This is a genomic window from Cellulosimicrobium sp. NPDC057862 (genome assembly GCF_042797035.1).
GTDB lineage: Bacteria > Actinomycetota > Actinomycetes > Actinomycetales > Cellulomonadaceae > Cellulosimicrobium.
This window is the reverse complement of record NZ_JBHVMH010000015.1, coordinates 38,530-64,869: the sequence shown is the minus strand read 5'-3', so window position 1 is coordinate 64,869 and position 26,340 is coordinate 38,530. Positions and strand designations below refer to the sequence as shown.

Below are 26,340 nucleotides of genomic sequence, written 5' to 3'. Positions count from 1 at the left end.
TGGCGGTCATCCGTTCTGCGAGAGCGAGCGCTCGGCGGGCCGGCCGCCGAGGTAGAGCTCGGAGAGCTGGGGGTCGGCGAGGAGCTCGGGCGCGGGGCCGGTGATGTGCACGCGGCCGAGGTCGAGCACGCACCCGATGTCGGCCGTCTCGAGCGCGCGGCGCGCGTTCTGCTCGACGAGCAGCACCGCGACCCCGGCGTCGCGCATGCGCACGACCTGCTCGAACACCGTCGACGTCGTCTTCGGGTCGAGGCCCATCGACGGCTCGTCGAGCAGCACCACCTCCGGGCTCACCATGAGCGACCGCGCGAACTCGACCTGCTTCTGCTGCCCGCCGGACAGCAGGCCCGCGAGCTGCTTCCACCGCTCGCCCACGATGGGGAAGAGGTTCTGCACGAACGCCACGCGCTCCGCGATCTTCTGCTTGTCGCGCAGGGTGTACGCGCCGAGCAGCACGTTCTCGGCGACCGTCATCTCGCGGAACACGCTGTGGCCCTGGAGCACGTGCGCCAGGCCGGACTGCAGCATCTCCTGCGGTCCCTGGCCCGTGACGTCGCGGCCGGCGACGAGGATGCGCCCCGAGCGCGGCTTGAGCAGCCCGCTCGCGACCTTGAGCACCGTCGACTTGCCCGCGCCGTTGGGCCCCACGAGGCACACGACCGTCGCCGCGGGGACCTTGATGGTCAGCCCGCGCAGCACCATCGCCGCGCGGCCGTACCCGGCCTGGATGTCGTCCAGCTCGAGGAGGTACTCCTGCTTCGCCCCCGTCCCGGGGGTCGGGTCAGACACCAAGGTAGGCCTCCAGCACTCGCGGGTCGGCTTGCACGACGGCGGGGGTGCCCTCGGCGATCGGCCGGCCCCGGTCGAACACGATGACGTGGTGGGACAGGCTCATGACCATGTCCATGTTGTGCTCGACGACGAGGAACGTCTTGCCCTCGGCGTTGAGCTCCTGCACGAGCGTCCCGATGCGGCCGATGAGCGCCGGGTTCACGCCGCCGGCCGGCTCGTCGAGCATGATCGTGTCGGGGTCGCCCATGAGGACGCCCGCGAGCTCGAGCAGCTTCTGCTGCCCGTAGGACAGGTTGCGCGCCTCGACGTTCTCCAGGTGGTCGATGCCGACGCGCACGAGCAGCGCGCGCGCCTTGTCGATCTCCTCGGGGTTGCGCGCCCCGGCGAGCAGCTCGCGCACCTTCGTGCGGCGGACTGCGACGAGCATGTTCTCGAGGACGGTCATGCGCGGGAACACGCGGCAGAGCTGGAAGCTGCGCCCGATCCCGGCACGCGCGATCTTGTGCGGCGCGCGCCGCGTGATGTCCTCGCCGCGGAAGGTGACCGTGCCGGAGTCCGGCTTGATCATGCCCGTCACGCAGTTGAAGAACGTCGTCTTGCCGGACCCGTTCGGGCCGATGAGCGCGTTGATCTTGCCGTGGTGGAACGTGACCGTCGCGTCGCGGACGGCGTGGACGCCGCCGAACGACTTGGTGAGGCCGACGGTCTCGAGGTTGCGGGTCGTCGGGGGTGCGGTCGTCGTCATCGGTCCTTCTCCTCTCCCGTGCCCTCCGCGGTCGGCTCACCCTCCGCGTGCTGTCCCTGCTGCGCGACGGCGGCGGCCGGCTCGGCCGCGGCGCGGTTGCGCTCGAGAAGCTCGGCCGCGGTCATCTCGCGGATCGAGGAGTCCTGCGGGCCGAAGCGCTTGAAGAGGGCCTGGGCCGCGGGGATGATCCCGTCCGGCATGAAGAGGACGACGACGCCGAGCAGCAGGGCGGTGGCGACGAGGTGGAACTGGGTGTCGCCAAACTCGAGCTTGAAGTACTCCAGGCCCGTGCCGACGACGACGGCGCCGAGGAGCGGGCCGAAGAGGTGCCGGACGCCGCCGAACAGCGCCATGAGCACCATGTAGGAGCCGAGCATGATGGAGAACTGGAAGATCGGGTCGAGGTCGCCGAACCACAGGGCGTACATGCCGCCCGCGAGGCCGGTGAACGTCGCGGAGACGACGTAGGCGACGAGCTTGTAGTTGCGCGTCGGGACGCCGAGGGCCTGGGCCTTGTCCTCGTCCTCGCGGATCGCCTTGAGCCCGGTGCCGAAGCGCGAGCGGTCGATCGCCCACCACGCGACGAGCATGACGACGAGCAGCGCCGCGAACAGGTAGAAGAACGTGCGGTGGTGCTCGGGCCGCAGCAGGTCCGGGAACGGGCGCGGGACGACGAGGCCGTCGGACCCGCCGGTGAAGGACCCCCACGCCTGGAAGACCAGCAGCAGGATGAGCACGAACGAGATCGACACGATGACGAACGACGCGCCGCGCACGCGCAGCGCCGCGATCCCTACGGGGATGGTGATGAGCAGGACGAGCGCGCCCGCGACGAGCCAGGCGACGAAGCTCGGGAGCCCGAGGTCGCGGATCAGCAGGCCCGTGCCGTAGGCACCGAGCCCGAAGAACGCGGCATGCCCGAGCGAGACGTACCCCGTGAAGCCCCCCATGAAGTTCCAGGCGGTCGCGGTGCACGCGTAGCTGAGGACGACGATGCCGGCCGACAGGATGTACGCGTTGGGCGCCATCGTCGGGAAGGCCAGGACGAGCACGGCGAGGACGACGAGCGCGGCGAGGCGGACGACGCGGCCCCAGGGGCGGCGCGCGGGGGGTGCGACGACGGCCGAGGCCGTGCCGGCGCCGTCGGGCACCGGGCGGGCGGCCGCACCGCGGCGGCTCGCGGGACGGGTGTCAGAAGCGTTGGGCAAGGCGACCTCCGAAGAATCCCTGGGGCCGCAGCATCAGCGTCGCGAACAGCGCGACGTAGAAGATGGTCTGCGCCCACGTGGTGCCGAGCGGCACCTGGAGCAGGCTCTGGCCGATGCCGAGCACCATGGCGGCGATCGCCGCGCCCGGGATGGACCCCAGGCCGCCGACGACGATGATCGCCATGAGCGGGCCGATCCAGTGCCAGTGCAGCGACGGGTAGATCGTCGCGTCGAGCGACAGCGCGGTCCCGCCGATCGCGGCGGTCGCGAGGCCGAGGCCGAAGCCGTAGCCCGCGACGCGGTCGGTCTTGATGCCGACGAGCTGCGCGGCCTCGCGGTGCTGGATGGTCGCGCGCAGCGCCTGGCCGAACCGGCTGTGCTTCATGAGCAGGTACAGCAGCGCGAGGGAGAGCGCCGCGAGCCCGAAGGCCACGAGCTTCACGACGGCGATCCGCGCCCCGAAGAACTCGATGCTCGCGCCCGAGTACGGGAGCTGGATGCGCCGCTGGGTACCGCTCCAGACGAAGCCGATCATGCCCTCGATGAAGAGCGCGACGGCGAACGTGAGGAGGACGGACATCATCGTGAGCGTCGCGGGCCGCAGGCGCGTGATGAGCAGGCGCTGCATGCCCACGCCGACGAGGAAGAACAGCGGCACCGTGATGACGAGCGACAGCAGCGGGTCCATGCCGGTCTGCTGGTTGAAGAACCAGGCGAGGTACGCGGCGAGGATGAGGAACGCCGAGTGGGCGATCATCACGACGCGCATCACGCCGAAGTACAGGGTGAGGCCCGCTGCCAGGAGGGCGTAGAGCCCTCCCAGCAGCACGCCGAGCACGAGGCTCTGGAAGAGGAGCGTTCCTGTCACGAGGTGATCACCAGGCCGGCTTGGGGAAGACGAAGTCGGCTTCCTTGGCGTCCTGCGGCAGGACGATCTGGATCTCGCCGTCCACGTACTGCTGGATGAGGTGGGCGCCCTGCGGCTTGCCCGTCTCGTCCCAGGTCAGCGGCCCGACGACGGTCTCGACCTCGTTGCTGCGCAGCCACGAGATGAGCTCCTGCTGGCACTCGCCCTGCTCGGCGCACCCGACGGCCTCGACCGCGGCGGCGACGACCTGGCCGGTCGTGTACGCGTTGGCCTCGTCCTCGCCGGGCGGGTTGCCGTGCAGCTCCGTGTACCGCTCGACGAAGTCGACGTTGGACGGCCAGCTCGCGGTCTCCGTGTAGCCGGTGGGCGAGAGGATGCCCTCGGTCTTGGCGCCGATCGCGGCCGAGAACTCGGGGTTGGTCGGCGCGGTGGAGAACGCCGCGAGCGTGGGCTGGTAGTTGAGCTGCTGCAGCGCCACGATGAGGTTCACCGCGTCCTGGTACTGCGTGCCGCCGATGACCATGTCCGCGCCGGAGTCGTTGATCTTCGCGGCGATCGACGAGAAGTCGGTCGTGTTGGGCGGGTAGACCTCGTCGACGACGATCTCGAGCCCGGCGTCGGCGAGCTTGTCGCGCAGGCCGTAGGCCGTGCCCTGGGCGAACGGGTCGTCCATCGACGCCACGGCGACCGTCTGCGGGCGCTCGCCCTCGGGCATGTCGAGGATGTGGTCCGCGAGGTAGTTGTAGTGGTCGTCGGCGACGGCCGGGGCGGCGTAGAACAGGTTCTCGAAGCCCTGCTCGAACACCTCGGCCGCGGCGCCCGCCGGCTCGACGAAGAGCATCCCGTACTCCTCGGCGACGCGGGCGCTGGGGACGACGAGGCGCGTCGAGAACGGCCCGAACACGAGGTCGACCTCGTCCTGGGCGATGAGCGCCTCGTAGTCCTGGACCACACGGTCCGCGTTGGACTGGTCGTCGAGGATCTTGAGCTCGACCTGTCGCCCGAGGAGGCCCCCGTCCTCGTTGACGAACTGCGCCCAGGCCTCGTAGCCGCGCTGGACGCCCTTGCCGGGCTCGGAGAAGTCGCCGGTGAGCGGGAGGGAGATACCGATGACGATCGGGTCGTCGGACCCGCCGCCTCCGCCCTCGCCGTCGGACCCGCCGGAGCACGCCGTGAGGACGAGCGCCGTCGCGGTCGCACCGGCCGCGAGGGCGAGGGCGCGCTGCGAGCGGGTGCGGGTGGACATCCGTGGAGTCGACCGAGAATGCATGGACGTGACTCTCCCTACTTCGTCGTAGTGAAGACCTGAGGCCGTACTGCTCCGTACGAGACCGCATGTTTACGAAAGCGCTTTCGTAAGCGCTTCCGCTAGAGTACGGTGCGGACAGCGGATGTGGCAAGCGTCACGTCGGGGAGGGCCCTTCGGCCACCGACCGGACGACGCACGGACGAGCGGAGCAGGGGTGCGTCGAGAGGGTCGGACCACGAAGGGTCGTAGCGCGCTGCGGCTGGTCGACGTCGCCGAGCGGGCGGGCGTGTCGCTCGCCACCGCGTCGCGCGCGCTGTCGGGCAGCGACGGCGTCTCCGAGGTGCTCGCAGAGCACGTCCGCGAGGTCGCGACGGAGATGGGCTACATCGCCAACCCGCACGCGCGCACGCTCGCCGGGGGCACGACCTCCGTCGCCGGCCTGCTCGTCTACGAGATCGGCGACCCGTACTTCTCCGAGATCGCGAGCGGCGTCGTCCGGGTCGCGACCGAGCACGGGTGGAGCGTCCAGATCAGCCACACCGAGCGCGAGCCCAGCGCCGAGGTCACGCAGATCCGGCTCATGCGTGCGCACCGCGTCGGCGCGATCCTCGTCGCCGGCTCCGGCTACGTCGACCCCGCGATGGAGGCCGACGCCGCGCGCGAGCTCGCGGCGTTCCAGGAGGCCGGGGGCCGGGTCGTCGTTATCGGTCGCCACCACCTGCACAGCGACGCCGTGCTGCCGGACAGCGAGGCCGCCGCGGCGAGCCTCACCGACCACGTGCTCGACCTGGGGCACCGCCGGATCGCCATCGCCGCCGGGCCCGAGCGGCTCACGACCGTCGCCGACCGCACCGCCGGGATCCGGAGCGCCGTCGCGGCCCGCGGCCTCGACCCCGACGACCTGTTCGTCGTGCACGCGCCGTTCACGCGCGAGGGCGGCCGTGACGCGACGCAGCGCATCCTCGCCCAGCGCCCGGACACCACGGCGATCCTCGCGCTCAACGACGCCATGGCCACCGGGGTGCTGTCGCTCCTGCGCGAGCGCGGCGTCGTCGTGCCGCGCGACATGTCCGTCACCGGGTTCGACGACATCCAGGTCGCCCAGGACCTCGCGCCCGCCCTGACCACGGTGCGGCTACCGATGAGCGAGATGGGGGCGACGGCGTTCGAGCTGGCGCTCCGGCCGCCGTCGGGCCGCCCGCGCCGCAAGCGCACCGACCACGTGCTCGTCGTCCGCGACTCCGCGGCCCCACCGCGCCCCGGCCCGCTGTGGGCATGAGATGGGCCCGGTTCTGCGGCGAGAACCGGGCCCTTTCCATGCCCACAGCGATGGGGTGGGAGCGGGTCAGAAGGGCTTGCGGGCCACGACGAGGAAGCGCGGAGCCTCGTCGACGAACTCGTGGCCCGCGGCGAGGTGCAGGTGCAGCGCGCGCAGCGGCGCCTCGTACCGGGCGATCGCCTCGGGGGACAGCGAGGCGAGGTCGGGCACCTGCCACGCGATGATCTTGAGGTACCAGAGCACGGACGACAGGTCGCGGAACCGGCGCAGGCCCTCGTGCTCGCGCGCGACATCGACGACGAATCCCGCGTCCCGCAGCACCTCCACCGCGGCCTCGAGGGTCACCGAGTCCGGGTCCCATGGCAGCTCGGTGCCGAGCGCCGTGTTGAGCCGCAGGCCGTCGCGCGTGTCGACCTGCTGGGTGAGGAACACCCCGCCCGGCTCGAGCACGCGCAGCACCTCGTCGGGGTCGAACTCCTCGTGCCGGTCCAGCACGACCGCGAACTGGCCGTCGAGGAACGGCAGGAGCTGCTCCTCGTCGCTCTCCACGGACCGCACGTCGACGCCCAGGGGCTCGAGCCGGCGTCGGGCCACGGGAAGGTTGGGCGCCCAGCCCTCCGTCGCCGCGGACCCGGCGGGGAACGGTCCGAACGTGGAGAGGAGCTCCCCGCCGCCCGTCCCCAGGTCGAGCACGGCGCCGCGGCCGCTGCCGACCAGCTCGCGCGCGAGCGCGGCGTAGTCCCACGGCAGCGCGTCCTCGACGACACGGTCGGCCACGGGCGAGAGGTCGAACCCGACCACGGGCACGGTGCGGGCCCACGCCACGTGCTCCTCGAACGAGGCGTCCCGGACGGGGACGGGCACGTCGGTGGCCCGGTCGGGGGTGGCAGGGGAGTCGGGTACCGCGGCAGGCATGCGTCGATTGTCACCCGCGGGGACGCCGTCACCGAACACGCGCGCCGAGCCTGCGCCGAGGAGACGGGGAGTCCTCCCCATCGCCTCAGGGCGGGTGCAGGCGATAGCCTCCCGGATGCCCGTTTCGTGCGCTCCGGGACCCCGGGGCCCGCGACGGGCGACCTACCGACCGACGAGGGGACGAGGACGACGTGAGCGGGATGTGGGGCGCCGACGTCACGGAGCTGAGGAGGCTCGCGCAGTCGCTGCGCTCCGCCTCCGACCAGCTCGTGAGCACGACGTCCGAGGTCAGCGGCCTCGTGGAGGCCGCCGGCAGGTGGCAGGGGGGCGACGCCGACCAGTTCCGGGGCGAGTGGACCGGGTCCTCGGTGGCGCTGCTGCGGGGGGTGAGCCAGACGCTCGCCGAGGCGTCGCAGGCGGTCCTGCGCAACGCCGACGAGCAGTACCTGACGAGCACCGAAGGCGGCGCGATCCCGTCCCCCGGCGTGCCCGGACCGGGCGTGCCCACGGGTCCCGGCGGCGGGCCGCTCGGCGGCGGCACCCCGCTCGACGGGTCGATCTGGGACGTCGGCGAGACGGCGTGGGGCGCGATCTCGTTCGGCCTCGCCGGGTGGAAGACCTGGAAGGTGGGCCAGTCGCTCACCGCGTTCCTGCAGGCCAGCCGCCTCGCCGACCTGTCCGACGCCGCCGCGAGCGCGTCGGTCTTCGCGCGCGGCATGGTCCTCGACGACGCCATGGGGCTGCTGGGCGGCCTCGGGACGGCGGGCCGGCTCGCGGGCGGCGTCGGCGGCCTGTTCGGCGTCATCGGCGGCGTCAACCAGATGTTCAACACCGAGTACGACGGCGTCCGGGGCGGCGTCGACCGCGTCATGGGCGGCCTGTCCGTCGTGGGCGGCGCGGGGACGATGCTCATGATGGCGGGCATGCTCACCAACCCGGTGGGCATCGGGATCGTGGTCGGCGCCGGCGTCGTCGCGGGCGCCTGGGCGCTGGGCAACCTCGTCGTCGACAACTGGGACGCGATCTCGGGCTTCGCCACCAACCCCGGCCCGTACCTCGCGGACGGGTGGAACAACGTGACCGACTTCGCGGGCGACGCGGTCGATACGATCGGGGACGTCGCGTCCGACGTCGGGGACGCGATCGGCGACGGGCTCTCCGCCGCCGGTGACTTCGTCGGAGGGCTCTTCTCGTGACCCAGCAGACCATGCGGTGGTCCACGTCGGACATCGCCGCGGCCGAGCGCACGCTGGCACGGGCCGCCGCCGGCGAGGTCACGCACGTCGTGACCCTCACCGACGAGGAGATCGTCATCCTCGACGGGCTGCAGAACCCCCAGCTCGTGGCGGTCCCGTGGCTCGACGCGCAGGAGGGCGCGGACCGCGCGCTCGTGGGCCGCGTCGCGCTCCGCTCGCTCCTCGCCCGCGGCATGGTCGTGCCGACCGAGGACGCGGCCGCGGCGGAGCCCGTGGACGGCCGCCCGGCCGTCGGCATCGAGGCCGTCCCCGAGATCACGGGCCCGCTCGTGCTGCGACGCACGGCGAACGCGATCCTGTCCGTCGAGCGCACGACGTCGCTCGGCCGGCACTGGGTGTACGTCTACCTCCACGAGGACGACCGCGTGCTCGAGGAGGAGGTCGCGCCCAGCGGCCACCACGCTTTCAGCGTCTACCCGCTGGCCGAGCTCCCGGGCCGGCTCGCGGTGTTCGTCGACCCGGGCGCCAAGGCCCTGCTCGACGGGCGCTCGCAGACCTTCACGCCCGACGAGTTCGCGGCCCAGGCGCCGACCCTGCCCGAGCTGGCCGGGGCGCTGGCCGTCACGACGATCGGCGCGGTGCGCGCCGGCTCCGACGTCCTGGAGCAGGTGAGCGTCTACGCGACGCCCGACGGTGTGTACACGGTCCGCGGCGGCGAGCACGGGGCCGACGGTGCCCCGACGACGCTCACGCTCTCCGAGGTCGGGGCGGCCACGGTCCGCCGTCTCCCGCTCGAGCTGCTCGGTCGATGAGCGGGCCGACGGCGACCGGCGCGCGCGCGACGCGCAAGGTACGGCACCACGCCGAGCGGTCCGGCCTCGGTGCGGTCCGGCACGTGTCGGCGTCGACGCCGAACGGTCCCGCGTGGGCGGTGACCGTCGTCGTGGTGCTGGTGTTCTCGGTCGGGCCGGCGCTCGTGGGGAACGCGGGCGCCGCCGCGATCGGCTACCTCCTGCCGTCGTTCGCGGCGATCGCCGCCGTCATCCTCTGGTTCCTCGGCTCCGAGAAGCTGGTCGTGCTCGACCACGGGATCCTCGTCGGCTCGTTCGCCCCGTTCCTGCGCCCGGTCGCGGTGCCGTTCGCGGCCCTCGACGTCCGGACCGTGCGGGCCGCCGTCGCGAGCCCGCGCACGCTCGGCCTGCTGCTCACCGACCGCGGCGTGTCGACGGCGTCGCGCACCGTGCTCTGGTCGCGCCGCGCCGTGACCTTCGTCGGCGTCGCGCCGAGCCAGCTCCGCCAGGCGCGGGCGCGAGGCCTGCACGTCGACCTCTCGACCGCGACCGCCGTCGACCTCTGGGTCTTCTCCGCTCGGGACCCGCGTCGCCAGGAGCAGGTCGTCCGCGCGCTGGGCGACGCCGCGCGCGCGGCCGGGGTGCCCGGCGCGGAGCACGTCGAGGCGCTCGCCCTGCCCGCGCAGCCCGTGCAGGTCTCGCCGCAGGGCGCGGACCGACTCGCGGTCCCGGAGCGGCTGCGCAGCGCCCGGGCGCGGCACCCGCAGACGACGCGCTGAGCGCCTCGCGGGTCGACCGCGTCAGGCCGAGGGGGGTCCGAACGCCGCGGCGAGGCGCGCCGTCGGGCCGTCGCCCTCGGTGCTCGCGGAGCCGAGAGCGGCGACCTGGAGCACCATCCACGGGCTGAACGCCCACGGGGTCGCGGCGACCGCGCGCGCGACGTCGCGCGGGTCCGCCCAGGCGGTCTCCATGACCTCGTCGGGGTTCGGCTCGACCGTGCCCACCGCGCGCGCCGCATAGACCGGGCAGATCTCGTTCTCCACGACGCCGGACGCGTCGACGGCGCGGTAGCGGAAGCCCGGCACCGCGACCTCGAGGCCCGCGATCTCGAGCCCGAGCTCGTGACCCGCGTGCCGGACGATCGACTCCTCGGTGGTCTCGGTCCAGCGCGGGTGCCCGCAGAACGAGTTGGTCCACACACCCGGCCACGTGCGCTTCGCGAGCGCGCGCCGCGTGAGCAGGAGGCGGCCCGCGTCGTCGAGGACGTAGCAGGAGAAGGCCAGGTGGAGGGGCGTCTCGGTCGTGTGGACCGCGGCGCGCTCGAAGGTGCCGGTCCGGCGACCCTGGTCGTCGACGGTGACGACGTGGTCGGCGGCGACGGGGACGTGCGAGGTCATGCGGCCACTCTCGCACACGGCCGTCCGGGACGGGGAACCGCTGTCAGGTGTCCTCGTCGGGCCGGTGCCGGCCGAGGTGCCGGTCAGGTGTCGGCCCCCGAGCCGCTGCCCGCGTCCCGCCCGGCCGACCAGGTCGACCACAGGTGTGCGTAGCGCCCTCCCGCGGCGACGAGCTCCGCGTGCGTGCCCTGCTCGACCACGCGGCCGTCGGCGACGTAGGCCACGCGGTCGGCGGTCACGGCCTGGCTGAGCCGGTGCGCGACGACGACGCACGTGCGCCCGCGCGCGACGGCCGCCACCGCGGCGTCGAGCACGCGCGCCCCGCGGCTGCCCGCCTCGGCGGTGGCCTCGTCGAGCACGGCGACGCGGGGGTCGCGCAGCCGGAGCCGGGCGAGCGCGAGCTGCTGCGCACGGTCCCCGCCCAGCGGGTGCGCGGTCGCCCCGACACGGGTCGCGAGGCCGTCCGGGAGGGCGCGAACCCAGCGCGCGGCGCCCACGGTCCGGAGCGCGTCCCACAGGTCGTCGTCCGTGGCGTCCGGGCGCGCGAGGCGCAGGTCGTCCGCGAGCGTGCCCGCGAAGACGTGCACGTCCTGCGTCACGAGCGCGACGTCTCCGCCCGGACCGGTGCGCGGCGGCGCCCCGTCGACCGCGACCGAGCCCGCGCGGGGCTCCTCGATCCCCGCGACGAGGCGCGCGATCGTCGACTTCCCGGACCCGCTCGGGCCCACGAGCGCCACGTGCTCGCCCGGGGCGACGTCGAGGTCCACGCCGTGCAGCACGTCGGCGCCGTCGTACGCGAAGCGCACGCCGCGCAGGCTCACCGCGGCACCCTCGGCCGCGCGGGCCGGGTCGGGGTTCGCCCGGCCCGGCCGTCCGGGCTCGGGGCCCGCCCCGGCTGGCGCGTCCGGGAGGTCCAGGACGCCGACCAGGCGGGCGAGCCCCGCCCCGGCGCGCTGGAGCTCGTCCGCGCCGCCCAGGAGCGTGTTGATCGGGCCGAAGAGCCGGTGGAAGTAGAGCGCCGCGGCGGTCGCTGCACCGAGCGTCGCCGCACCGTCGCGCACGAGGACGAACCCGACGACGAGCACCGAGCCGAGCCCGAGGAGCTCGGCGACGTTGAGACGCCCGTAGAAGCGGGTCATCGAGCGCGCGGCGCGCAGCGAGTGGTCCACGTAGTCGAGGGACGCGCGGTCCACGGCGGTGCGCGCGTGCTCCTCGATCCCGAACGCGCGCACGGTCTCGGCGCCGACGAGCGCGTCGAGGCTGCGCTGGGTGCGCGCGGCCTCGGCGACCCGGGTCGCGCGGTACATCGGCGAGGTCCGGCGGATGTACATCACCGTGGCGAAGACCTGTACCGGGACCGCGACGAGCGCCGCGACGGCGAAGCGCCAGTCGAGTAGACCCAGCCCCGCGAGCGTCACGCCGATCGTCAGCGCGGCCCCCGTCGTGCCCGGCAGCACCTGCGACGCGGCGTCCGCGACGACCCGGACGTCGCCCGACACGCGGGCCACGAGGTCGCCCGTCCCGGCGCGCTCGACCCGGCCGAGCGGCTGGTGCAGCGCCCGGTCGAGGACGCGCTCGCGCAGGTCGGCGAGCAGGCGCTCGCCGAGCGCGGCGACGGCGCGCGTCGAGACGTGCGTCAGCGCCGCCGTCACCAGCCCGACCACGACCAGCGCGACGACGAGGACGACCGCCGCGCGGCCGTCGCGCTCCGTGACCGCGTCGACGACGCGGCCGAGCAGCCACGGGACGGCCAGTCCCGCCGTGCTCGTCGCCAGGAGCGCCGCGAACGCGCCCGCCGCGAGGGCGCGATGGCGTCCGAGGAGGCCGCGCGCCGCGCGCCACGTCTCCCGCGCGCTCGCCGTGGGCAGGGGCTCGCGCGGACCGGCGGGCGCCGAGGCGCCCGGGTCGCCGGGGAGCGCCGCGGTCATGCGAGCACCGCCTCTCGGTAGCCGTCGTGGTCGAGGAGCTCCCGGTGGGTGCCGCGCGCGACCAGGCGGCCGTCGTCGAGCAGGAGCACGTGGTCGCACGTCCCGAGCACGACGGGGCTCGTCGTGACGACCACCGTCAGCAGGTCCGCCCGGTGCGCGCGCACCGCCTCGGCCACGCCGAGCTCGGTCGCGGCGTCGAGGGCCGACGTCGGCTCCTGGAGCACGACGACCGGACGCCGCGTCGCGAGCGCCCGCGCCAGCAGGACGCGTTGGCGCTGGCCGCCGGAGAGCGCGCCGCCGCGCTCCCCGACCGGCGTCCCGGGCGCGACGTCGTGCACCTGCGCGACGGCGAGCGCCGCGGCGACGGCACCGGCCGGGTCGTCCGACGTCCCTGTGGCGGTGCCCGCGGCGGCGCCCGGGAGGACGACCGCGACGTTGTCGTGGACGCTGCCGTCGAGGAGCACCGGCTCGTGCGGGACGGCGAGGACGCGGGCGCGGCGGCCCACGGCGTCGAGCGCGCGCACGTCGTGCCCGCCGACCCGCACGGCCCCCCGGTGCGCGGGCTCGGCGCCCGCGAGCAGCCCCGCGAGGGACGCCGCCGCGGCCGGGTCGTCCGTGACGACGCCGACCAGACCCGGGCGGTCGCTGCGCCACGACACCTCGCGCAGCACGTCGGTGGAGACGGCGTCGAGCTCGACGTGCCACGGGGCGACCTCGGGGTCCTCCCCGCCCCGGGTGCTCGCCCCGGCCGTGCCCGGGACGTCCGCTCCGGCCCCGACGACCGGCCCGGCGACGGAGGGCTCCGCGAGCCAGTCGCGCACGCGGCCGAGCGACGCGCGAACGCCCGCGGCCTCCGCGCCGAGGTACGCCAGGCCGGTGAGCGGCCACTGCACGAACTGCGCGAGCCCGACGACGGCGACGAGCTCCCCGACCGTGATCCGCCCCTCGAGCGCCATCCACGCCGCGGCGCCCACCACCGCGGCGAGCAGGAGCCCGCCGACCAGGGAGCTCGTCGCCCGGTGGCCCGCGCGCGACCGCGCGGCGCGCAGCGCGGCGGCGAGCGCGTCGCGGCTCGCGATCGCGTACCGGCGCCCGGCCTCGTCCTCCGCGCCGAGGCCCTTGAGGGCGCGCAGGCCGGTGACGGTGTCGGTCGCGAGCGCGCCGGCCGCGGCGACCTCCTCCTGCTCGCGCGCGCTGCGCCGCTCGAGCGGGCCGGAGAGCGCGTGCATCGCCCAGAGCGCGAGCGGCGTCACGACGAGCACGCCGAGCCCCAGCGGGACGGAGACGACGAGCAGCGAGACCGCGGCCGTGAGGAGCGCGGCGGCGGCCGCGGCGTTCTCCCCGACGACCCAGACGATCCCGGCGACCTGCTGCGTGTCCGAGCCCGCGACGGACAGCACCTCGCCGGGCAGCCGCGGACGGCGCAGGGGTCGCAGGGCGTGCCCGACGACGCGCGTGCGCAGCGCGTGGGCCGACGTCTCGAACACGCGCGCGGTGAGCCGGAAGGAGAGGCGCCACGCGGCGGTGAGGACGAGGAACAGCGCGGCGAGCAGCCCGAGGCACACCGCCAGCGCGCGCGGGTCGGACGTCGCGATCGCGGCGTCGACCGTCCTGCCGATGACGACCGGGACGAGCGCCTCCGTGACCTGGTGCAGCACCAGCCCGCCCGCGGCGAGGACGAGGAGGCGTCCGCGTCGCCCGCCGAGGACGACGCGCAGGGCGTCGGAGGCGTCGTGACGCCGTCGCCGGTCGGGTGACGGGGCAGGCTGCGGGTCGGGGAGCGGAGGCACCGGCACATCGTAGGTGAGGTAAGCCTTACCGACGTGGGATCGTGAGGGGCGTCACCCGGGCAGACCGCCGCACCGTCTTGCCGGGCCCACCCCGGCGTGAATTAAGGTGAGGGTAACCTCACTAGGCCATCGACCGACCGGGCACGCGCCCCCGAAAGATCCGAGCACCATGACCTCGCCCGCGACCGCCGACGCGCCAGCCGGCGTCCCCGACGGGACCAGCAGGCCCACGACGGACCGCGACGACCGTCCCGCCGGGCTCGCCCGCACCAACGCCGGTCGCAGCCTCGGGCTCCTCGTGGCGGTCGCGGTGCTCGTCCTCGCGATCGCCCTGAGCCTCGTCGTCGGCTCCAAGCCGGTGCCGCTCGGCACGGTGTGGGACGCGCTGACCGGCTACGACGGCTCCGGCGACCACGTGATCATCCGCGACCTGCGCCTGCCCCGGACCCTCGTCGGCCTCCTCGTCGGGACCGCGCTCGGCGTCTCGGGCGCCCTCATCCAGGCCATGACGCGCAACCCGCTGGCGGACCCGGGCATCCTCGGCGTCAACGCCGGGGCGGCGTTCGCCGTCGTGCTCGCGGTCGCGTTCCTCGGGTTCACGGACATCCAGTCCTTCATCTGGTTCGCGTTCGCCGGGGCGGTCGTGGCGACGATCGCCGTCTACGCGATCGGCTCGCAGGGGCGCGGGGGAGCGACGCCGGTGCGCCTGACCCTCGCGGGCGTCGCGCTCGGGGCGGTCCTGGGCGGGATCTCCCAGGGCATCACGCTGCTCGACCCCGCCGCGTTCGACCGCATGCGCTTCTGGGGCGCCGGCTCGCTGGCCGGCCGCACGATGGAGATGGCCGGCACGATCGCGCCGTTCGTCGTGATCGGGCTCGTCATCGCGCTCGTCGTCGCCCGCCCGCTCAACACCATCGCGCTCGGCGACGACCTCGCGAGCTCGCTCGGCGCGCACGTCGGGCGCACGCGCATCCTCGTCGGCGTCGCGGTCATGCTCCTGTGCGGTGCCGCGACGGCAGCCGCCGGGCCGATCGGGTTCGTCGGGCTCATGGTCCCGCACGTCGCGCGCTGGACGGTCGGCCCCGACCAGCGCTGGATCCTCCCGTACTCGGCCGTCCTCGCACCGGTCCTGCTCCTCGTCTCCGACGTCGTCGGCCGCGTCGTCGTCATGCCGGGCGAGCTCCAGGTCGGCATCGTCACCGCGTTCGTCGGGGCGCCGGTGCTCATCGCGCTCGTGCGCCGCTCGAAGGCGAGCGGGCTGTGAGCGCCCCGGTCCGGGACGACGCTCGCGTGGGCCCGCGCGTGCCCGACGGCGGCGCGCACCGCGTGGACTTCGGCCGCCCCACGCGCGTCGTGCGCGGGCTCGGCGGCCGCGTGAGCCACCGGCTCGACCTGCGCACCCTCGCGGTGTGCGGGGTCCTGCTGCTCGTCGCGCTCGCGGTCGGGATCGTCGCGCTGACCACGGGCGACTACCCGCTCACCGTGCCGCAGGTGCTCCAGGCGCTCGTCGGCGCGGCCGACGGCCCGGTGCACATGGTCGTCGTCGAGTGGCGCCTGCCGCGCGCGCTCATGGCGCTCGTGCTCGGCGCTGCGCTGGGCGCGAGCGGCGCGATCTTCCAGTCGCTCACGCGCAACCCGCTCGGCAGCCCCGACGTCATCGGCTTCAACACCGGTGCGTACACGGGCGCGCTCGTCGTCATCATGCTGCTCGGCGGCGGGTACGTGGGCGTCGCCGCGGGCGCGCTCGTCGGCGGCATCGTCACCGCGGGGGTCGTGTACGTCCTCGCGTACCGGCGCGGCGTCCAGGGCTTCCGGCTCATCATCGTCGGCATCGCCGTCTCGGCGATGCTCGCGTCCGTCAACCAGTGGCTCATCATCAAGGCCGACCTCGAGACCGCGATGGCCGCCGCCGTGTGGGGCGCGGGGTCGCTCAACGGCATGACGTGGGCGCAGGCCGTCCCCGCGGCCGTGCTGGCCGCGCTCCTCGCGCTGCCCCTCGTGTGGCTCGCGCCTCGCATGGGCCTGCTCGAGCTCGGGGACGATGCCGCGGCCGCCCTCGGCCTGCGCAGCGAGCGCGTGCGCCTCGCCCTCGTGATCGTCGGCGTCGCGCTCACGGCCCTCGTCACCGCCGCCGCCGGACCGATCGCGTTCGTCGCCCTCGCCGCCCCGCAGCTCGCGCGCCGCCTCACGGGCGCCGCCGGGGTGCGGATCCTCCCGGCCGCCGTCATGGGCGCCGTGCTGCTCGCCGCGAGCGACCTCGTCGCCCAGCGCGCGTTCGCGCCCACCCAGCTCCCCGTCGGCGTCGTGACCGTGAGCGTCGGTGGCGCCTACCTCGTCTGGCTCCTCGTGCGCGAGGCCCGCAAATGACCACGAACCCGCAGACCGGAAGGACCCCGGTGGCTCTCACGAACCTCGCGGACGCCCCGAGCGGCGCCCTCGCCGCCGCGTCGACCGACGCGCGCGCGGACCGCGTGCACCCCGCGGACCGCCTGCACGCCGAGGGGGTCACGATCGGGTACGACGACCGTGTCATCTCCGCCGACCTCGACGTGAGCATCCCCGACGGGTCGTTCACGGTGATCGTCGGGCCGAACGCGTGCGGCAAGTCGACGCTGCTGCGCGCGCTGTCGCGCCTGCTCAAGCCGTCGCGGGGGCAGGTCGTGCTCGACGGCCGCTCGATCTCGTCGATCCCCGCGAAGGAGGTCGCGCGCCGCCTCGGCCTCCTGCCGCAGACGTCGATCGCGCCCGAGGGCATCACGGTCGCCGACCTCGTCGCGCGCGGTCGCTACCCGCACCAGAAGCTCCTGCGGCAGTGGTCGCGCGAGGACGAGGCCGCGGTGGTCGGCGCGCTCGCCGCGACCGGGACGACCGAGCTCTCGGGCCGCCTCGTCGACGAGCTCTCCGGCGGCCAGCGCCAGCGCGTGTGGGTCGCCATGGTCCTCGCGCAGGAGACCCCGATCCTCCTGCTCGACGAGCCGACGACGTTCCTCGACATCGCGCACCAGATCGAGCTGCTCGAGCTGTGCGCCGACCTCAACCGCGACCGCGGCCACACGCTCGTCGCCGTGCTGCACGACCTCAACCACGCGTGCCGCTACGCGACCCACCTCATCGCCATGAAGGACGGCGCGATCGTCGCCGAGGGCGCGCCGGCCGACGTCGTGACGGCCGAGCTCGTCGAGGACGTGTTCGGCCTGCCGTGCCGCATCATCGCCGACCCCGTGACGGGCACCCCGCTCGTCGTGCCCGAGGGTCGTCCCCGCCGCGCCTGAGCGCGCGGCCCCGTTCCCCAGCCGGTCGACCCACCCGCCCGACCGGCCCCCCACCGTCCTGCGCTCGCCCGCACCGCCTCGTCGGAGGAGCAACGCATGACCCGCACCACCCGTCCCTCGTCCACCCTGCCCGGCGCGACCCGCCCGGCACGCCGCCGGGTGCGTTCGCTCGCGGCCGGCACGCTCGCCGTCGGGCTCGCGGCCACGCTCGCGGCGTGCTCGACCGGCACCGACCCCGGAGCCGGGGCCGACGACGACGCGCAGCCCGCGGCGAGCGCCGACGGCTGGTCCTGGACGTCGTCGGGCTACGGCACGACGTACGAGCTCGACGCGGCGCCCGACAGCGTCGTCGTGGACGGCTACAGCGCCGCGGCGCTGTGGGACTACGGCGTGCGGCCCGCCGGGGTGTTCGGCTACGGCTTCTCGGACGCCGGCGCGCTGTCGATCGGGAACGCGCAGGTCGACGAGATGAAGGTCGTCGGTGCCGACGCGGAGCTCAGCCTGGAGAAGCTGCTCGCCCTCGAGCCCGACCTGGTGATCGGGTTCGGCAACGAGGACGGCACTGCCTGGACCTGGTGGGACGACAAGGTCACCGAGGAGGCGACGGCGGTCGCGCCGTTCGTCGGCATGAAGTTCGCGGGCCGCCCGGTCGTCGAGGTGATCGAGGACTACGCGTCGCTCGCCGAGGCGCTCGGCGGCGACGTCGACTCGCGGGAGGTCACGGAGGCCCGGGCCGCGTTCGACGAGCGCCTCGACACCCTGCGCGGCATCGCGGCGGAGAAGCCGCTGACGATCCTGCCGCTCAACGGCGCCGAGGAGCTGTGGGTGGGTCAGAAGACGCTCGGCCAGCTCGCGCTGCTCGACGAGCTGGGCTTCACGATCGGCGGGCCGCAGGACCAGGAGGCCTGGGCCGAGCTGAGCTGGGAGCGCGTGCCGGACTACCCGGCCGACGTCGTGCTGAGCTACACGGGCTCCGACGAGGCGATGGCCGCGAACCCGGTCTACGCGGGGCTGCCCGCGGTGCAGGCGGGTCAGGTCGTCGGCTGGGACGACAAGCGCCCGTTCACGTACGCGAGCTACGTCGAGTGGTTCGACGAGCTGATCGCGGTGCTCGACGGCGCGGAGGTCGTGTCCGGGACGCCCGCGTCCTGATTTTCCGCGCCGTCCCACCAGTCGAGGACGACGGTCGCGTGGTACGTGAGCCAGCGTGACGGCTCGCCTGCGGGCGCGTCGACCTCGAACCACACCCGGCCCGGGTGGCGCCGGCCCTGGAGCCAGGTGCCGCCCGGGCGGCGGGCGCGGCGGACGTGCTCGACGGCGTCCGCCGCGCGCGGGTCCGGGGGCGTGCCGTCCAGCAGCGACGCCTCGCGGAGGTAGACCAGCGCGTTGAGCACGCTGTAGTACCAGCGGAACGGGTAGGCGAGGCGGAGCACCCAGTCGCCGACGGGCTCGCCCGTGCTCAGGCGGCGGAACAGGCCCCGGCGCAGCAGGTACTCCTCGCCCGACCGGCGTGCCGCACGCAGCTCGTCGTCGCCCCCGGCGAGCTCCTGGTAGGCGAGCAGCCCCTTGAGCGCGTTGAGCGTCGAGTGGAACGAGGAGACCGTGGCACCCTCGACCCACTCGCAGTTCCACCCGCCGTCGGGCAGGCGTCCGTCCAGGACCGCGCGGAGGAGCTCCGACACGTCGACCCCGAGCCACGCACCGGCCGCGAGCGTGTACCCGTTGATGCACCAGTCGACCTCGCCGCCCCAGTAGGGCAGGTCGTCGTACTCCCAGCGGCTGTGCGCGGCGAGCCGCTCGGGCGTGCGGCGCGCTCGCAGGACGCCCGGGTCGAGCCCCCACTCACGGAGCGCGACGAGCGACCAGGTCGTCGCGGTCCAGGGCTGACCCTCCTCGGGCGCGCCGCCCGCGTCGACCGCTCCGGCGTCCGCGGGGAAGTACGCGCCGCCGGCCCACTGGCCGTCCGGGTCCTGCAGCGCGAGCAGGCGCGCGCCGAACCCCTCGGTCGCGACCCGCGCCCGCGTCTCCTCCCACACCTCGGGCGGCGCGTGCACGAGGTCGCGCTCGACCCGCCAGCGCAGCGCCGGGTCGGAGTCGAGCAGCCAGTCGACCAGCCCGCCGTCGGGCGGCCCTCCGGGAGTGCCGTCGGCCATCCGGCCACGCTACGCCCGGGCAGGGCCGCCCGCCGTCCCTCAGACGAACCCGAAGACCGGAGGGAACACGACGACGACGATCGCGGCCCACGCCGCGTACACCGGCAGGAACCGGGTCTGCCACGCCACGAGGTCGGCGAACGGGCGCCGCCCGCGCAGGAACGCCGTCGCGAGCACGGCGGACCACACGAGGTGGACGAGGAGGAGCAGGTTGAGCCCGAGCGCGGCGGCCTTGTTCGGGCTGACGCCGAACTCCGCGATGCGCGTGAGCATCGCGGTGAGCGCGACGGCGTCGACCGCGAGCGCCGCGACGACGAGGACGACCTGGAGCCCGTCGAAGAACGACCGCGGCGCGAGCGGGTCGCGCGCCGAGACCGAGTACAGGAGCAGGCACAGGACGAGGACGAGGATCGCGTCCATGAGGATGAGCAGCTCGCGGTCGACGGCGGCGAGGTTCCCCGCGGTCGCGAGGACGACGAACACGGCGAGGAGCATGACGAGCGTCAGCGGCGTGAAGACGCGCGTGAGCACGGGCGCGATGTTCTCGACGACGTTCTGCTTGGCCTCGACGAGCCACGCGGCGACGATCAGCGCGGCCGGGACGCACAGCGGCAGGATCCAGTCCTCGAGGTACGGCTCGAGGTCGACGTCGGCGAGGGAGAAGACGCCCGCGGTGAGGCCGAGCAGGACGCCGCCGCCGAGCGCGAGCAGCGTGTAGTACACGGCGAGCTCGCCGGTGAAGCGCGCGAAGTCCATGCGACGCGCGTCCGAGCGCCAGCGGCCCCCGACGTACGCGAGCCCGACGACGGCCCACAGCGTCACCGGCGCGGCGAGCGCCGCGAGCACGAGCGTCGAGCCCGTGGGCTCGAACGGGTACACGTTGAGGACGACTCCCAGCACCACGAACGGCACGGCGAGCGCCCCGACGACGCGCGCCGTGACCTGCCGCTTCCACGCGAGGTAGGCCGTGAGGAATGGCAGCACGAGGAGCGCGACGTTGAGGCCGACCGTCTCCGGGTCGAGGACAGCGGTCGCGACCTTGACCGCGACGCCCGCCGCGACGGCGAGCCCGAGCACGACCGCGAGCTCGCGCCACGACCGCGTGCGGCCCGGCTGCTCGCCGACGAGGACGAGCTGCTTCCACAGCCGCTCGGAGTGCTCCTGCGCGAACTCGCGCGACAGGTCGTCGAGCGTGCCCATGCGCTTCACCGCGACGAGGAACGCCTCGTCGTCGTCGAGCCCGGTCGCGCGCAGGTCCTCGACCCGCTCGCGCAGGTGGTCCTCCATCTCGTCGACGTCCGCCGCAGAGATGGCCTCGCGGCGGCGCACGTACCCGCGCCACTGGTCGATCTGGGCCTCGAGCGCGGCGTGCGGGCCGGGGCTCGCCCCGTCGGTCGGCGCGGTCGCGGCGCCCATCAGGCCCACCCCTCCGCGACGCGCGGCGGGGTCGGCAGCCCGTCCTGGGCCGTGCGCCAGACCTGGTGGAGCGCGTGGGCGACGACGTCCCACTGCGCCTGCCGCTCGACGAGCGCCTCACGGCCCGCCGGGGTGATGGCGTAGTGCTTGCGGCGCCGCCCGACGTCGGACGTGCCCCACGACGCCTCGACGAGCCCGAGGCGCTCCAGCCGGTGCAGCAACGGGTACAGCATGCCGTCGGTCCATTGCATGCGGCCGCCCGAGAGCTCGTCGACGCGCTTGAGGATCGCGTAGCCGTACGACTCGCCGTCGGCGAGGATCCCGAGCACGAGCGGGGTGGCCGACGCGGCCACGAGGTCCTTGTCGATACGCATGACACTCCTATGCCTAGTTGTTCTAGGGATGCTGACCCTAGCAGATCTAGGGTTGGCGGGGCCGCCGTGCGGTCTAGCGTGGTTCCTGCCGACGCCGTCGTGACGTCCCGGCCGGTGCGTGCCACGCGCCGGCCTCGACAGGGGAGGGCCCATGCCTCGCACGTACCTCTTCGCCCTGACCGACGGCGGGGGGACGGTCCCGCCCGAGGTGGGGGCCGTGCGTCGGCTCGTGGACCGGGGGCACCGCGTCCGCGTGCTGGCCGAGGACTCGATGGCTCCCGAGGTCCGCGCGACGGGTGCGGCGCTCGTCTCGTGGGCCACCGCGCCGAACCGGCCCGACCGCGACCCGGCGCACGACCCCCTCAAGGACTGGGCGGCGCCGAGCCTCCTGGCGCAGGCGCGCGACATGGGCGACCACCTGATCGCCGGCCCGGCACCGGACTACGCGCGGGACGTCCTCGCGGCGGTCGAGGACGAGCGGCCCGACCTCGTCGTCACGTCCGTCTTCGCGTTCGGCGCGATGGTCGCGGCGCAGTCGCGCGGGATCCCGTTCGACGTCCTGATCCCCAACGTCTACGCCCTGCCCACGCCCGGCCGCACGCCCTTCGGCGCGGGGCTCAGGCCCGCGCGCGGGCCGCTCGGCCGGCTGCGCGACCGCGCGATCACCGGCCTCTCGACGCGCGTGTTCGACCGCTTCACGCGCGACCGGCTCAACGCCCTGCGCGCCGACCTGGGCCTCGACCCGCTCGCGCGCTCGTGGGAGCAGATGAGCGCCGCGCGGCGCCAGCTCGTCATGACGAGCCCCGCGTTCGACCTCCCCGGCCCGCTCCCCGCGAACGCCCGGTACGTGGGGCCCGTGCTCGACGACCCGGCGTGGGCCGACGACGTCCCGTGGACCGCGCCGCCGGGCGACGACCCGCTCGTCCTCGTCGCGCTGTCGTCCACGTTCCAGGACCAGGCCGCGCTCCTGCGGCGGATCGTCGCGGCGCTCGCGACGCTGCCCGTGCGCGGGGTCGTCACGACCGGGCAGGGCCTCGCGCCCGACGCCGTGCCGGGCGCGGCGAACGTCGCCGTGGTCGCCTCCGCTCCCCACCACGAGGTGCTGCGCGACGCCGCGCTCGTCGTCACGCACGGCGGGCACGGCACGCTCCTCAAGGCGTTCGCGGCGGGCTGCCCCGTCGTCGTGCTGCCGCACGGGCGCGACCAGGGCGACAACGCCGTGCGCGTCACGCTGCGCGGCGCGGGCGTCGCGCTCTCGCGAAAGGCCTCCGCCGAGCGGCCCGCGCGCGCCGTCCGGCAGGTCCTCGACGACCCCGCGTACACGCGCCGGGCCGCCGCGCTCGGCGACGCGGTCCGGCGCGACGCCGAGCACAGCACGCTCGTCGCCGAGCTCGAGGACCTCGGACCCGGCGGCGACCCACCGCCGCTACGGTGACCCGATGGACGCCGAGACCCACGCCCGCCGCCTGCGCGCCCACCTCGACGCCGCGACGCCCGACGCGGTGCGTCGTCTGCGCGCGCTCGTCGACGCGCTGCCGGACGCCGCCGAGGAGGTCGTCGTGACGGTGTTCCCCGACCAGGACGGCGAGGGCACGCTCGACGTCGTCGTCTCGCTCGACGGTCCCGACGCGTTCGTCCTCGACCGCGCCGTCGAGCCGTTCCGCACGCTCTTCGCAGTCGTGCACGGCGAGGACGGCCCCGTTCCCGCCGTGCCGCTCGTGGCCCCGGGACGCGCGGCGTACGACGCGCGCGACCTCGTCGTCGACACGGCCGCCGCGTGGGTCGTCGAGGTGTGGGACGCCGCGGCGCGGGGGCGCACGCGCGTCCCCGGCCGGGTGGAGGGCCACGACGGGTACGGCACCGACGTCCCGCTCGACCTCGAGCCCTGACCCGGCGGCCTGCCTGTCAGCCCCGGGCGGGACGCGGTCGCAGGATGGAGCGAAGCGTCGCGTCAGTACCCGGCCCGGCCCGGGTCGGGCGGGCCGCCGTACCGCGCGGCGAGCGCCTCGGACCCCCGGGCCAGGAGCGCGACGTCGGCGCCGACGAGGACGAACGACGCCCCGGCGGCGAGGTAGGCGTCAGCGACCGCGGGATCGAAGGCGTTGACACCCACGGGCGTGCCCGCAGCAAGCACGGCGTCGAACGCACGCAGGACCGCCCTCGTGACGTCGGGGTGCGTCTGCTGCCCGAGCAGACCCATCGAGGCCGCGAGGTCCGACGGCCCGACGAACACGCCGTCGACCCCGTCCACGGCGGCGATCTCGCCCGCCGCCTCGACCCCCTCGACGTTCTCGACCTGCACGAACAGCGCGACGTGCTCGTCGCCGTCGGCGAGGTACCCGTCGACCCGGTTCCAGCGCCCCGAGCGGGCGAGCGCCGAGCCGACGCCGCGACGGCCGCGGGGCGGGTAGCGCACGGCCTCGACGGCGGCGCGCGCCTCGTCCGCCGACGAGACCATGGGCACGAGCACGTTCTGGGCCCCGAGGTCGAGGACCTGCTTGAGGACCACGGGGTCCCCGCTCGGGACGCGGACCACGGGGAGCGTCGGCGAGGCGGCGATCGCCTGGAGCTGGGCGAGCACGGACTCGAGGCCGTTGGGCCCGTGCTCCATGTCCACCAGCAACCAGTCCAGGCCGGCGCCGGCGCAGATCTCCGCGACCAGCGGGTTGCCCGTGCACACCCACATCCCGGCGAGGGGGCGGTCGGCACCGGCCAGCGCGTGCCGCAGGGTCGGGCTCAGTCGAAGCGGCACGTGATCGTCCCCATCGGTCCGTAGTCGCACAGCACGCTGTCCCCCCGGGACACCCACATCGGCCGCGTGAACGACCCGGCGAGGACGATCTCGCCCGCCTCGAGGCGGGCTCCGTGCTGGTGCAGCTTGTTCGCGAGCCAGGCCACGCCGGTCGCGGGGTGGTTGAGGACGCCGGCGGCGACGCCCGTCTCCTCGATCGTCTCGTTGCGGTAGAGCAGCGCCGAGACCCAGCGCAGGTCCACGCGGTCCGGCGCGGTGGGGTTGCCCCCGAGCACCATGCCCCCGTACGCGGCGTTGTCCGCGATCGTGTCGACGATCGTGCGTCCCTCGAGAGCGACCCGGGAGTCGAGGACCTCGAGCGCCGGGGTCACGTGCTCGGTCGCCCGCAGGACGTCGAAGAGCGTGCACCGAGGGCCCTCGAGCGGCGCCCCGAGGACGAACGCGAGCTCGACCTCGATGCGGACGTTGGAGAAGTCGTCGAACGGGATGGTGGCGCCGTTCTCCCACACCGTGTCGTCGAACATGACGCCGTAGTCGGGCTCGGTGATGCCCGTCGCGGCCTGCATCGCTCGCGAGGTCAGCCCGATCTTGCGCCCCACGAGGCGCCGCCCTGCCGCGAGACGCGCGTCGCGCCAGACGCCCTGGATCGCGTACGAGTCCTCGACGGTCGCCTCGGGGTGGCGGGCGGTGATCCGCGGGACGACGCCGCGCGTGCGGCCTGCCTCGGCGAGCTCGGCGGCGAGCGCGGCGATGGTCGCGGCGGGAAGCATCAGCGCTCCTCCGGTTCGTGGTCGGCGTGGGGTCGATGGCCGAGGAACGCCGCGAGGGTGCCCGCGCGGTGCCGCCGCACGGCCTGCTCTATCTCGGCGACGGGAGCCCGCGCCTCGACGAGCGCGAGGATCTCCGCGTGCTCGCGGACCGAGTCGCGTGCCCGGCCGGGGACGAACGCGAAGATCGAGTCGCGCAGGCGCCCGAGCCGTGCCCACTCCGCCTCGACGATCGCGAGCATGCGCGGGTTGGGGCACGCCGCGTACAGGACGTGGTGGAACTCCTGGTTGAGCGCGGAGAACGAGCGGGGGTCGAACCGGTCCAGCCCGCCCACCATGACGTCGTTGAGCGCCCGGGCGCGCCGCAGGTCGGACGCCGAGAGGTGGCGGCTCGCGAGCGCCGTCGCCGCGCTCTCCACGACCGCGATGGTCTCCATGGCGTGGCGGTACGCGGTGTCGTCGAGCATCGCGACGCGCGCCCCGACGTTGCGCTCGAACGTCACGAGCCCCTCCGCCTCGAGCCGGCGCACCGCCTCGCGGACCGGCACGACGCTCATGTCGAGCTCCGCGGCGACCGTCGCGAGCACGAGGCGGTACCCGGGGGTGTAGTCGTGCGCGAGGATGCGCTCCCGGATCCAGCGGTACGCGCGCTGGGCCTTGCTCACGCCCGCTACCGCGGCACCCGCGGCGGCACCCGCCTCGCTGCCGGCGGTGGCCGTCACCGCGCCGCGCGCCACGCCTCGAACCTCTCTCGCCAGACCGCGTCCGGGGGGAACAGGCCCTCGATCGGGTGCCCGGCCGCCACCTGCTCGGCGACCCAGGCGTCCTCCTCCTCCTTCGCGAGCGCCGCGTCCGCGACCTGCTCGGCGAGGTGCGCGGGAATCACGACCACGCCGTCCGCGTCCCCGACGACGACGTCGCCCGGCAGCACGGTCGTCCCGCCGCACGCGACGGCCACGTCGGCATCCCAGGGCACGTGCCGACGGCCGAGGACCGCGGGGTGGGCGCCCGCGCAGTAGACGGGGATGCCGACGGCGGTGACCGCCGCGACGTCCCGCACCGCGCCGTCGGTGACGACGCCCGCGGCGCCGCGCGTGCGTGCGCGGATCGCGAGGATGTCACCCAGGGTCCCCGCGTCGGACTCGCCGCGCGCCTCGATGACGAGCACCTCGCCGGGCGCGACGGCGTCGAAGGTGCGCTTCTGCACGTTGTAGCCGCCGCCGTGCCGCGCGAAGAGGTCCTGGCGGTACGGGACGTAGCGGAGCGTCCGCGCGGTGCCGACCATCTTGTCGCCCGGACGGAGGGCCCGGACGCCGTCGATGCTCACGTCGTCGAGGCCGAGCGCTCGGAGCTGCGCGGAGAGCGCGGCGACGGGTGCGCGCACGAGCTTGTCCCGCAGCGCGTCGGTGAGGGAGAGGTCGCCCTCGGTCGGGTTGGTGGTGTCGTGC

At 74.8% G+C, this 26,340-nt stretch carries 25 protein-coding genes and 1 pseudogene; 10 read left to right on the top strand and 16 right to left on the bottom strand.

The window, feature by feature from the left end:
• Window positions 1–6: 6 nt before the first annotated feature.
• From ACFVN3_RS16580 to ACFVN3_RS16560, 5 genes are read right to left on the bottom strand one after another with little or no spacing between them, the layout of a single operon-like run.
• A complete protein-coding gene (locus ACFVN3_RS16580; RefSeq protein WP_378234026.1) occupies window positions 7–789 on the bottom strand; it encodes an ABC transporter ATP-binding protein in 783 nt (260 codons plus the stop codon).
• Window positions 782–1,537, bottom strand: a complete 756-nt coding sequence (locus tag ACFVN3_RS16575; protein ID WP_378234025.1) for an ABC transporter ATP-binding protein — start codon at window positions 1,535–1,537, stop codon at window positions 782–784. Before ACFVN3_RS16575 ends, ACFVN3_RS16580 begins: the two co-directional genes overlap by 8 nt.
• Window positions 1,534–2,745, bottom strand: a complete 1,212-nt coding sequence (locus tag ACFVN3_RS16570) for a branched-chain amino acid ABC transporter permease (protein ID WP_378234024.1) — start codon at window positions 2,743–2,745, stop codon at window positions 1,534–1,536. Before ACFVN3_RS16570 ends, ACFVN3_RS16575 begins: the two co-directional genes overlap by 4 nt.
• Window positions 2,729–3,613 (bottom strand): branched-chain amino acid ABC transporter permease, encoded by an 885-nt coding sequence (locus tag ACFVN3_RS16565; RefSeq protein WP_024841626.1) that lies wholly within the window; start codon window positions 3,611–3,613, stop codon window positions 2,729–2,731. Before ACFVN3_RS16565 ends, ACFVN3_RS16570 begins: the two co-directional genes overlap by 17 nt.
• Window positions 3,614–3,620: 7 nt before the next feature.
• On the bottom strand, window positions 3,621–4,859 hold the full coding sequence (locus ACFVN3_RS16560; RefSeq protein ID WP_154797345.1) for an amino acid ABC transporter substrate-binding protein: 1,239 nt from the start codon (window positions 4,857–4,859) through the stop codon (window positions 3,621–3,623).
• 217 nt (window positions 4,860–5,076) lie between these two features.
• On the opposite strand from ACFVN3_RS16560, the gene ACFVN3_RS16555 reads away from it, so the two are divergent.
• Window positions 5,077–6,141 (top strand): LacI family DNA-binding transcriptional regulator, encoded by a 1,065-nt coding sequence (locus ACFVN3_RS16555; protein ID WP_378234023.1) that lies wholly within the window; start codon window positions 5,077–5,079, stop codon window positions 6,139–6,141.
• 66 nt (window positions 6,142–6,207) lie between these two features.
• Here the strand turns inward: ACFVN3_RS16555 and ACFVN3_RS16550 are convergent, their stop codons facing one another.
• Window positions 6,208–7,056, bottom strand: coding sequence for a class I SAM-dependent methyltransferase (locus ACFVN3_RS16550; RefSeq protein WP_378234022.1), 849 nt, complete (start codon window positions 7,054–7,056; stop codon window positions 6,208–6,210).
• 191 nt (window positions 7,057–7,247) lie between these two features.
• Here ACFVN3_RS16550 and ACFVN3_RS16545 point away from each other — a divergent pair, with 191 nt between their 5' ends.
• The 3 genes from ACFVN3_RS16545 to ACFVN3_RS16535 are packed head-to-tail and all read left to right on the top strand — an operon-like array spanning window position 7,248 to window position 9,822.
• Window positions 7,248–8,252 carry a hypothetical protein gene (locus ACFVN3_RS16545; protein WP_378234021.1) on the top strand — a complete coding sequence of 335 codons (1,005 nt, stop codon included), beginning with the start codon at window positions 7,248–7,250 and terminating at the stop codon, window positions 8,250–8,252.
• Complete coding sequence (locus tag ACFVN3_RS16540) at window positions 8,249–9,064, top strand: hypothetical protein (RefSeq protein WP_378234020.1); 816 nt, start codon at window positions 8,249–8,251, stop codon at window positions 9,062–9,064. Before ACFVN3_RS16545 ends, ACFVN3_RS16540 begins: the two co-directional genes overlap by 4 nt.
• The gene (locus tag ACFVN3_RS16535; protein ID WP_378234018.1) at window positions 9,061–9,822 is read left to right on the top strand and encodes a hypothetical protein; all 762 of its coding nucleotides are present in this window, start codon (window positions 9,061–9,063) and stop codon (window positions 9,820–9,822) included. The genes ACFVN3_RS16540 and ACFVN3_RS16535 overlap by 4 nt, the downstream gene beginning before the upstream one ends.
• Window positions 9,823–9,843: 21 nt before the next feature.
• On the opposite strand, the gene idi is transcribed toward ACFVN3_RS16535, so the two are convergent.
• From idi to ACFVN3_RS16520, 3 genes are all read right to left on the bottom strand, one after another.
• Window positions 9,844–10,440, bottom strand: coding sequence for an isopentenyl-diphosphate Delta-isomerase (idi, locus tag ACFVN3_RS16530; protein WP_378234017.1), 597 nt, complete (start codon window positions 10,438–10,440; stop codon window positions 9,844–9,846).
• 83 nt (window positions 10,441–10,523) lie between these two features.
• The gene (locus ACFVN3_RS16525; RefSeq protein ID WP_378234015.1) at window positions 10,524–12,368 is read right to left on the bottom strand and encodes an ABC transporter ATP-binding protein; all 1,845 of its coding nucleotides are present in this window, start codon (window positions 12,366–12,368) and stop codon (window positions 10,524–10,526) included.
• The gene (locus tag ACFVN3_RS16520; protein ID WP_378234014.1) at window positions 12,365–14,158 is read right to left on the bottom strand and encodes an ABC transporter transmembrane domain-containing protein; all 1,794 of its coding nucleotides are present in this window, start codon (window positions 14,156–14,158) and stop codon (window positions 12,365–12,367) included. Before ACFVN3_RS16520 ends, ACFVN3_RS16525 begins: the two co-directional genes overlap by 4 nt.
• Window positions 14,159–14,327: 169 nt before the next feature.
• On the opposite strand from ACFVN3_RS16520, the gene ACFVN3_RS16515 reads away from it, so the two are divergent.
• The 4 genes from ACFVN3_RS16515 (at window position 14,328) to ACFVN3_RS16500 (ending at window position 18,582) form a co-directional block, all read left to right on the top strand.
• Window positions 14,328–15,422 (top strand): iron chelate uptake ABC transporter family permease subunit, encoded by a 1,095-nt coding sequence (locus tag ACFVN3_RS16515; protein ID WP_378234013.1) that lies wholly within the window; start codon window positions 14,328–14,330, stop codon window positions 15,420–15,422.
• Between the two features lie 26 nt (window positions 15,423–15,448).
• Complete coding sequence (fepG, locus tag ACFVN3_RS16510) at window positions 15,449–16,525, top strand: iron-enterobactin ABC transporter permease (protein ID WP_378234064.1); 1,077 nt, start codon at window positions 15,449–15,451, stop codon at window positions 16,523–16,525.
• Window positions 16,522–17,430: an ABC transporter ATP-binding protein gene (locus ACFVN3_RS16505; protein WP_378234012.1), complete on the top strand. Its 909-nt coding sequence runs from the start codon at window positions 16,522–16,524 to the stop codon at window positions 17,428–17,430. Before fepG ends, ACFVN3_RS16505 begins: the two co-directional genes overlap by 4 nt.
• Window positions 17,431–17,526: 96 nt before the next feature.
• Window positions 17,527–18,582 (top strand): ABC transporter substrate-binding protein, encoded by a 1,056-nt coding sequence (locus tag ACFVN3_RS16500; protein WP_378234011.1) that lies wholly within the window; start codon window positions 17,527–17,529, stop codon window positions 18,580–18,582.
• Here the strand turns inward: ACFVN3_RS16500 and ACFVN3_RS16495 are convergent.
• From ACFVN3_RS16495 to ACFVN3_RS16485, 3 genes are read right to left on the bottom strand one after another with little or no spacing between them, the layout of a single operon-like run.
• The gene (locus ACFVN3_RS16495) at window positions 18,507–19,583 is read right to left on the bottom strand and encodes a squalene cyclase (protein WP_378234010.1); all 1,077 of its coding nucleotides are present in this window, start codon (window positions 19,581–19,583) and stop codon (window positions 18,507–18,509) included. The two genes, ACFVN3_RS16500 and ACFVN3_RS16495, sit on opposite strands and share 76 nt — an antisense overlap.
• Window positions 19,584–19,622: 39 nt before the next feature.
• The gene (locus ACFVN3_RS16490; protein WP_378234009.1) at window positions 19,623–20,999 is read right to left on the bottom strand and encodes a permease prefix domain 1-containing protein; all 1,377 of its coding nucleotides are present in this window, start codon (window positions 20,997–20,999) and stop codon (window positions 19,623–19,625) included.
• Window positions 20,999–21,373, bottom strand: a complete 375-nt coding sequence (locus tag ACFVN3_RS16485) for a PadR family transcriptional regulator (protein WP_378234007.1) — start codon at window positions 21,371–21,373, stop codon at window positions 20,999–21,001. The genes ACFVN3_RS16490 and ACFVN3_RS16485 overlap by 1 nt, the downstream gene beginning before the upstream one ends.
• A gap of 151 nt (window positions 21,374–21,524) precedes the next feature.
• On the opposite strand from ACFVN3_RS16485, the gene ACFVN3_RS16480 reads away from it, so the two are divergent.
• Window positions 21,525–22,808 carry a glycosyltransferase gene (locus ACFVN3_RS16480; protein WP_378234006.1) on the top strand — a complete coding sequence of 428 codons (1,284 nt, stop codon included), beginning with the start codon at window positions 21,525–21,527 and terminating at the stop codon, window positions 22,806–22,808.
• 4 nt (window positions 22,809–22,812) lie between these two features.
• Window positions 22,813–23,262 (top strand): DUF6389 family protein, encoded by a 450-nt coding sequence (locus tag ACFVN3_RS16475; RefSeq protein ID WP_378234005.1) that lies wholly within the window; start codon window positions 22,813–22,815, stop codon window positions 23,260–23,262.
• Between the two features lie 62 nt (window positions 23,263–23,324).
• Here the strand turns inward: ACFVN3_RS16475 and ACFVN3_RS16470 are convergent, their stop codons facing one another.
• The 4 genes and pseudogenes from ACFVN3_RS16470 to ACFVN3_RS16455 form a co-directional block, all read right to left on the bottom strand.
• Window positions 23,325–24,125 (bottom strand): HpcH/HpaI aldolase/citrate lyase family protein, encoded by an 801-nt coding sequence (locus tag ACFVN3_RS16470; protein ID WP_378234004.1) that lies wholly within the window; start codon window positions 24,123–24,125, stop codon window positions 23,325–23,327.
• Window positions 24,110–24,895: a 2-oxo-hept-4-ene-1,7-dioate hydratase gene (hpaH, locus tag ACFVN3_RS16465; RefSeq protein ID WP_064316730.1), complete on the bottom strand. Its 786-nt coding sequence runs from the start codon at window positions 24,893–24,895 to the stop codon at window positions 24,110–24,112. The genes ACFVN3_RS16470 and hpaH overlap by 16 nt, the downstream gene beginning before the upstream one ends.
• Window positions 24,895–25,614 (bottom strand): GntR family transcriptional regulator, encoded by a 720-nt coding sequence (locus tag ACFVN3_RS16460; protein WP_378234063.1) that lies wholly within the window; start codon window positions 25,612–25,614, stop codon window positions 24,895–24,897. Before ACFVN3_RS16460 ends, hpaH begins: the two co-directional genes overlap by 1 nt.
• Window positions 25,611–26,297, bottom strand: a pseudogene (locus ACFVN3_RS16455) (hypothetical protein); the annotation flags it as partial. The pseudogene ACFVN3_RS16455 and the gene ACFVN3_RS16460, both read right to left, overlap by 4 nt.
• Window positions 26,298–26,340: the final 43 nt, after the last annotated feature.

What these genes read in the sequence shown, in the direction of transcription:
- ACFVN3_RS16515 (WP_378234013.1), top strand. Translation starts at nt 14,328, where the DNA reads ATGACCTCGCCCGCGACCGCCGACGCGCCAGCCGGCGTCCCCGACGGG.
- ACFVN3_RS16525 (WP_378234015.1), bottom strand. Translation starts at nt 12,368, where the DNA reads ATGACCGCGGCGCTCCCCGGCGACCCGGGCGCCTCGGCGCCCGCCGGT.
- ACFVN3_RS16560 (WP_154797345.1), bottom strand. Translation starts at nt 4,859, where the DNA reads ATGTCCACCCGCACCCGCTCGCAGCGCGCCCTCGCCCTCGCGGCCGGT.
- ACFVN3_RS16535 (WP_378234018.1), top strand. Translation starts at nt 9,061, where the DNA reads ATGAGCGGGCCGACGGCGACCGGCGCGCGCGCGACGCGCAAGGTACGG.
- ACFVN3_RS16485 (WP_378234007.1), bottom strand. Translation starts at nt 21,373, where the DNA reads ATGCGTATCGACAAGGACCTCGTGGCCGCGTCGGCCACCCCGCTCGTG.
- ACFVN3_RS16575 (WP_378234025.1), bottom strand. Translation starts at nt 1,537, where the DNA reads ATGACGACGACCGCACCCCCGACGACCCGCAACCTCGAGACCGTCGGC.
- idi (WP_378234017.1), bottom strand. Translation starts at nt 10,440, where the DNA reads ATGACCTCGCACGTCCCCGTCGCCGCCGACCACGTCGTCACCGTCGAC.
- ACFVN3_RS16550 (WP_378234022.1), bottom strand. Translation starts at nt 7,056, where the DNA reads ATGCCTGCCGCGGTACCCGACTCCCCTGCCACCCCCGACCGGGCCACC.
- ACFVN3_RS16475 (WP_378234005.1), top strand. Translation starts at nt 22,813, where the DNA reads ATGGACGCCGAGACCCACGCCCGCCGCCTGCGCGCCCACCTCGACGCC.
- ACFVN3_RS16490 (WP_378234009.1), bottom strand. Translation starts at nt 20,999, where the DNA reads ATGGGCGCCGCGACCGCGCCGACCGACGGGGCGAGCCCCGGCCCGCAC.
- ACFVN3_RS16480 (WP_378234006.1), top strand. Translation starts at nt 21,525, where the DNA reads ATGCCTCGCACGTACCTCTTCGCCCTGACCGACGGCGGGGGGACGGTC.
- ACFVN3_RS16500 (WP_378234011.1), top strand. Translation starts at nt 17,527, where the DNA reads ATGACCCGCACCACCCGTCCCTCGTCCACCCTGCCCGGCGCGACCCGC.
- ACFVN3_RS16495 (WP_378234010.1), bottom strand. Translation starts at nt 19,583, where the DNA reads ATGGCCGACGGCACTCCCGGAGGGCCGCCCGACGGCGGGCTGGTCGAC.
- hpaH (WP_064316730.1), bottom strand. Translation starts at nt 24,895, where the DNA reads ATGCTTCCCGCCGCGACCATCGCCGCGCTCGCCGCCGAGCTCGCCGAG.
- ACFVN3_RS16505 (WP_378234012.1), top strand. Translation starts at nt 16,522, where the DNA reads ATGACCACGAACCCGCAGACCGGAAGGACCCCGGTGGCTCTCACGAAC.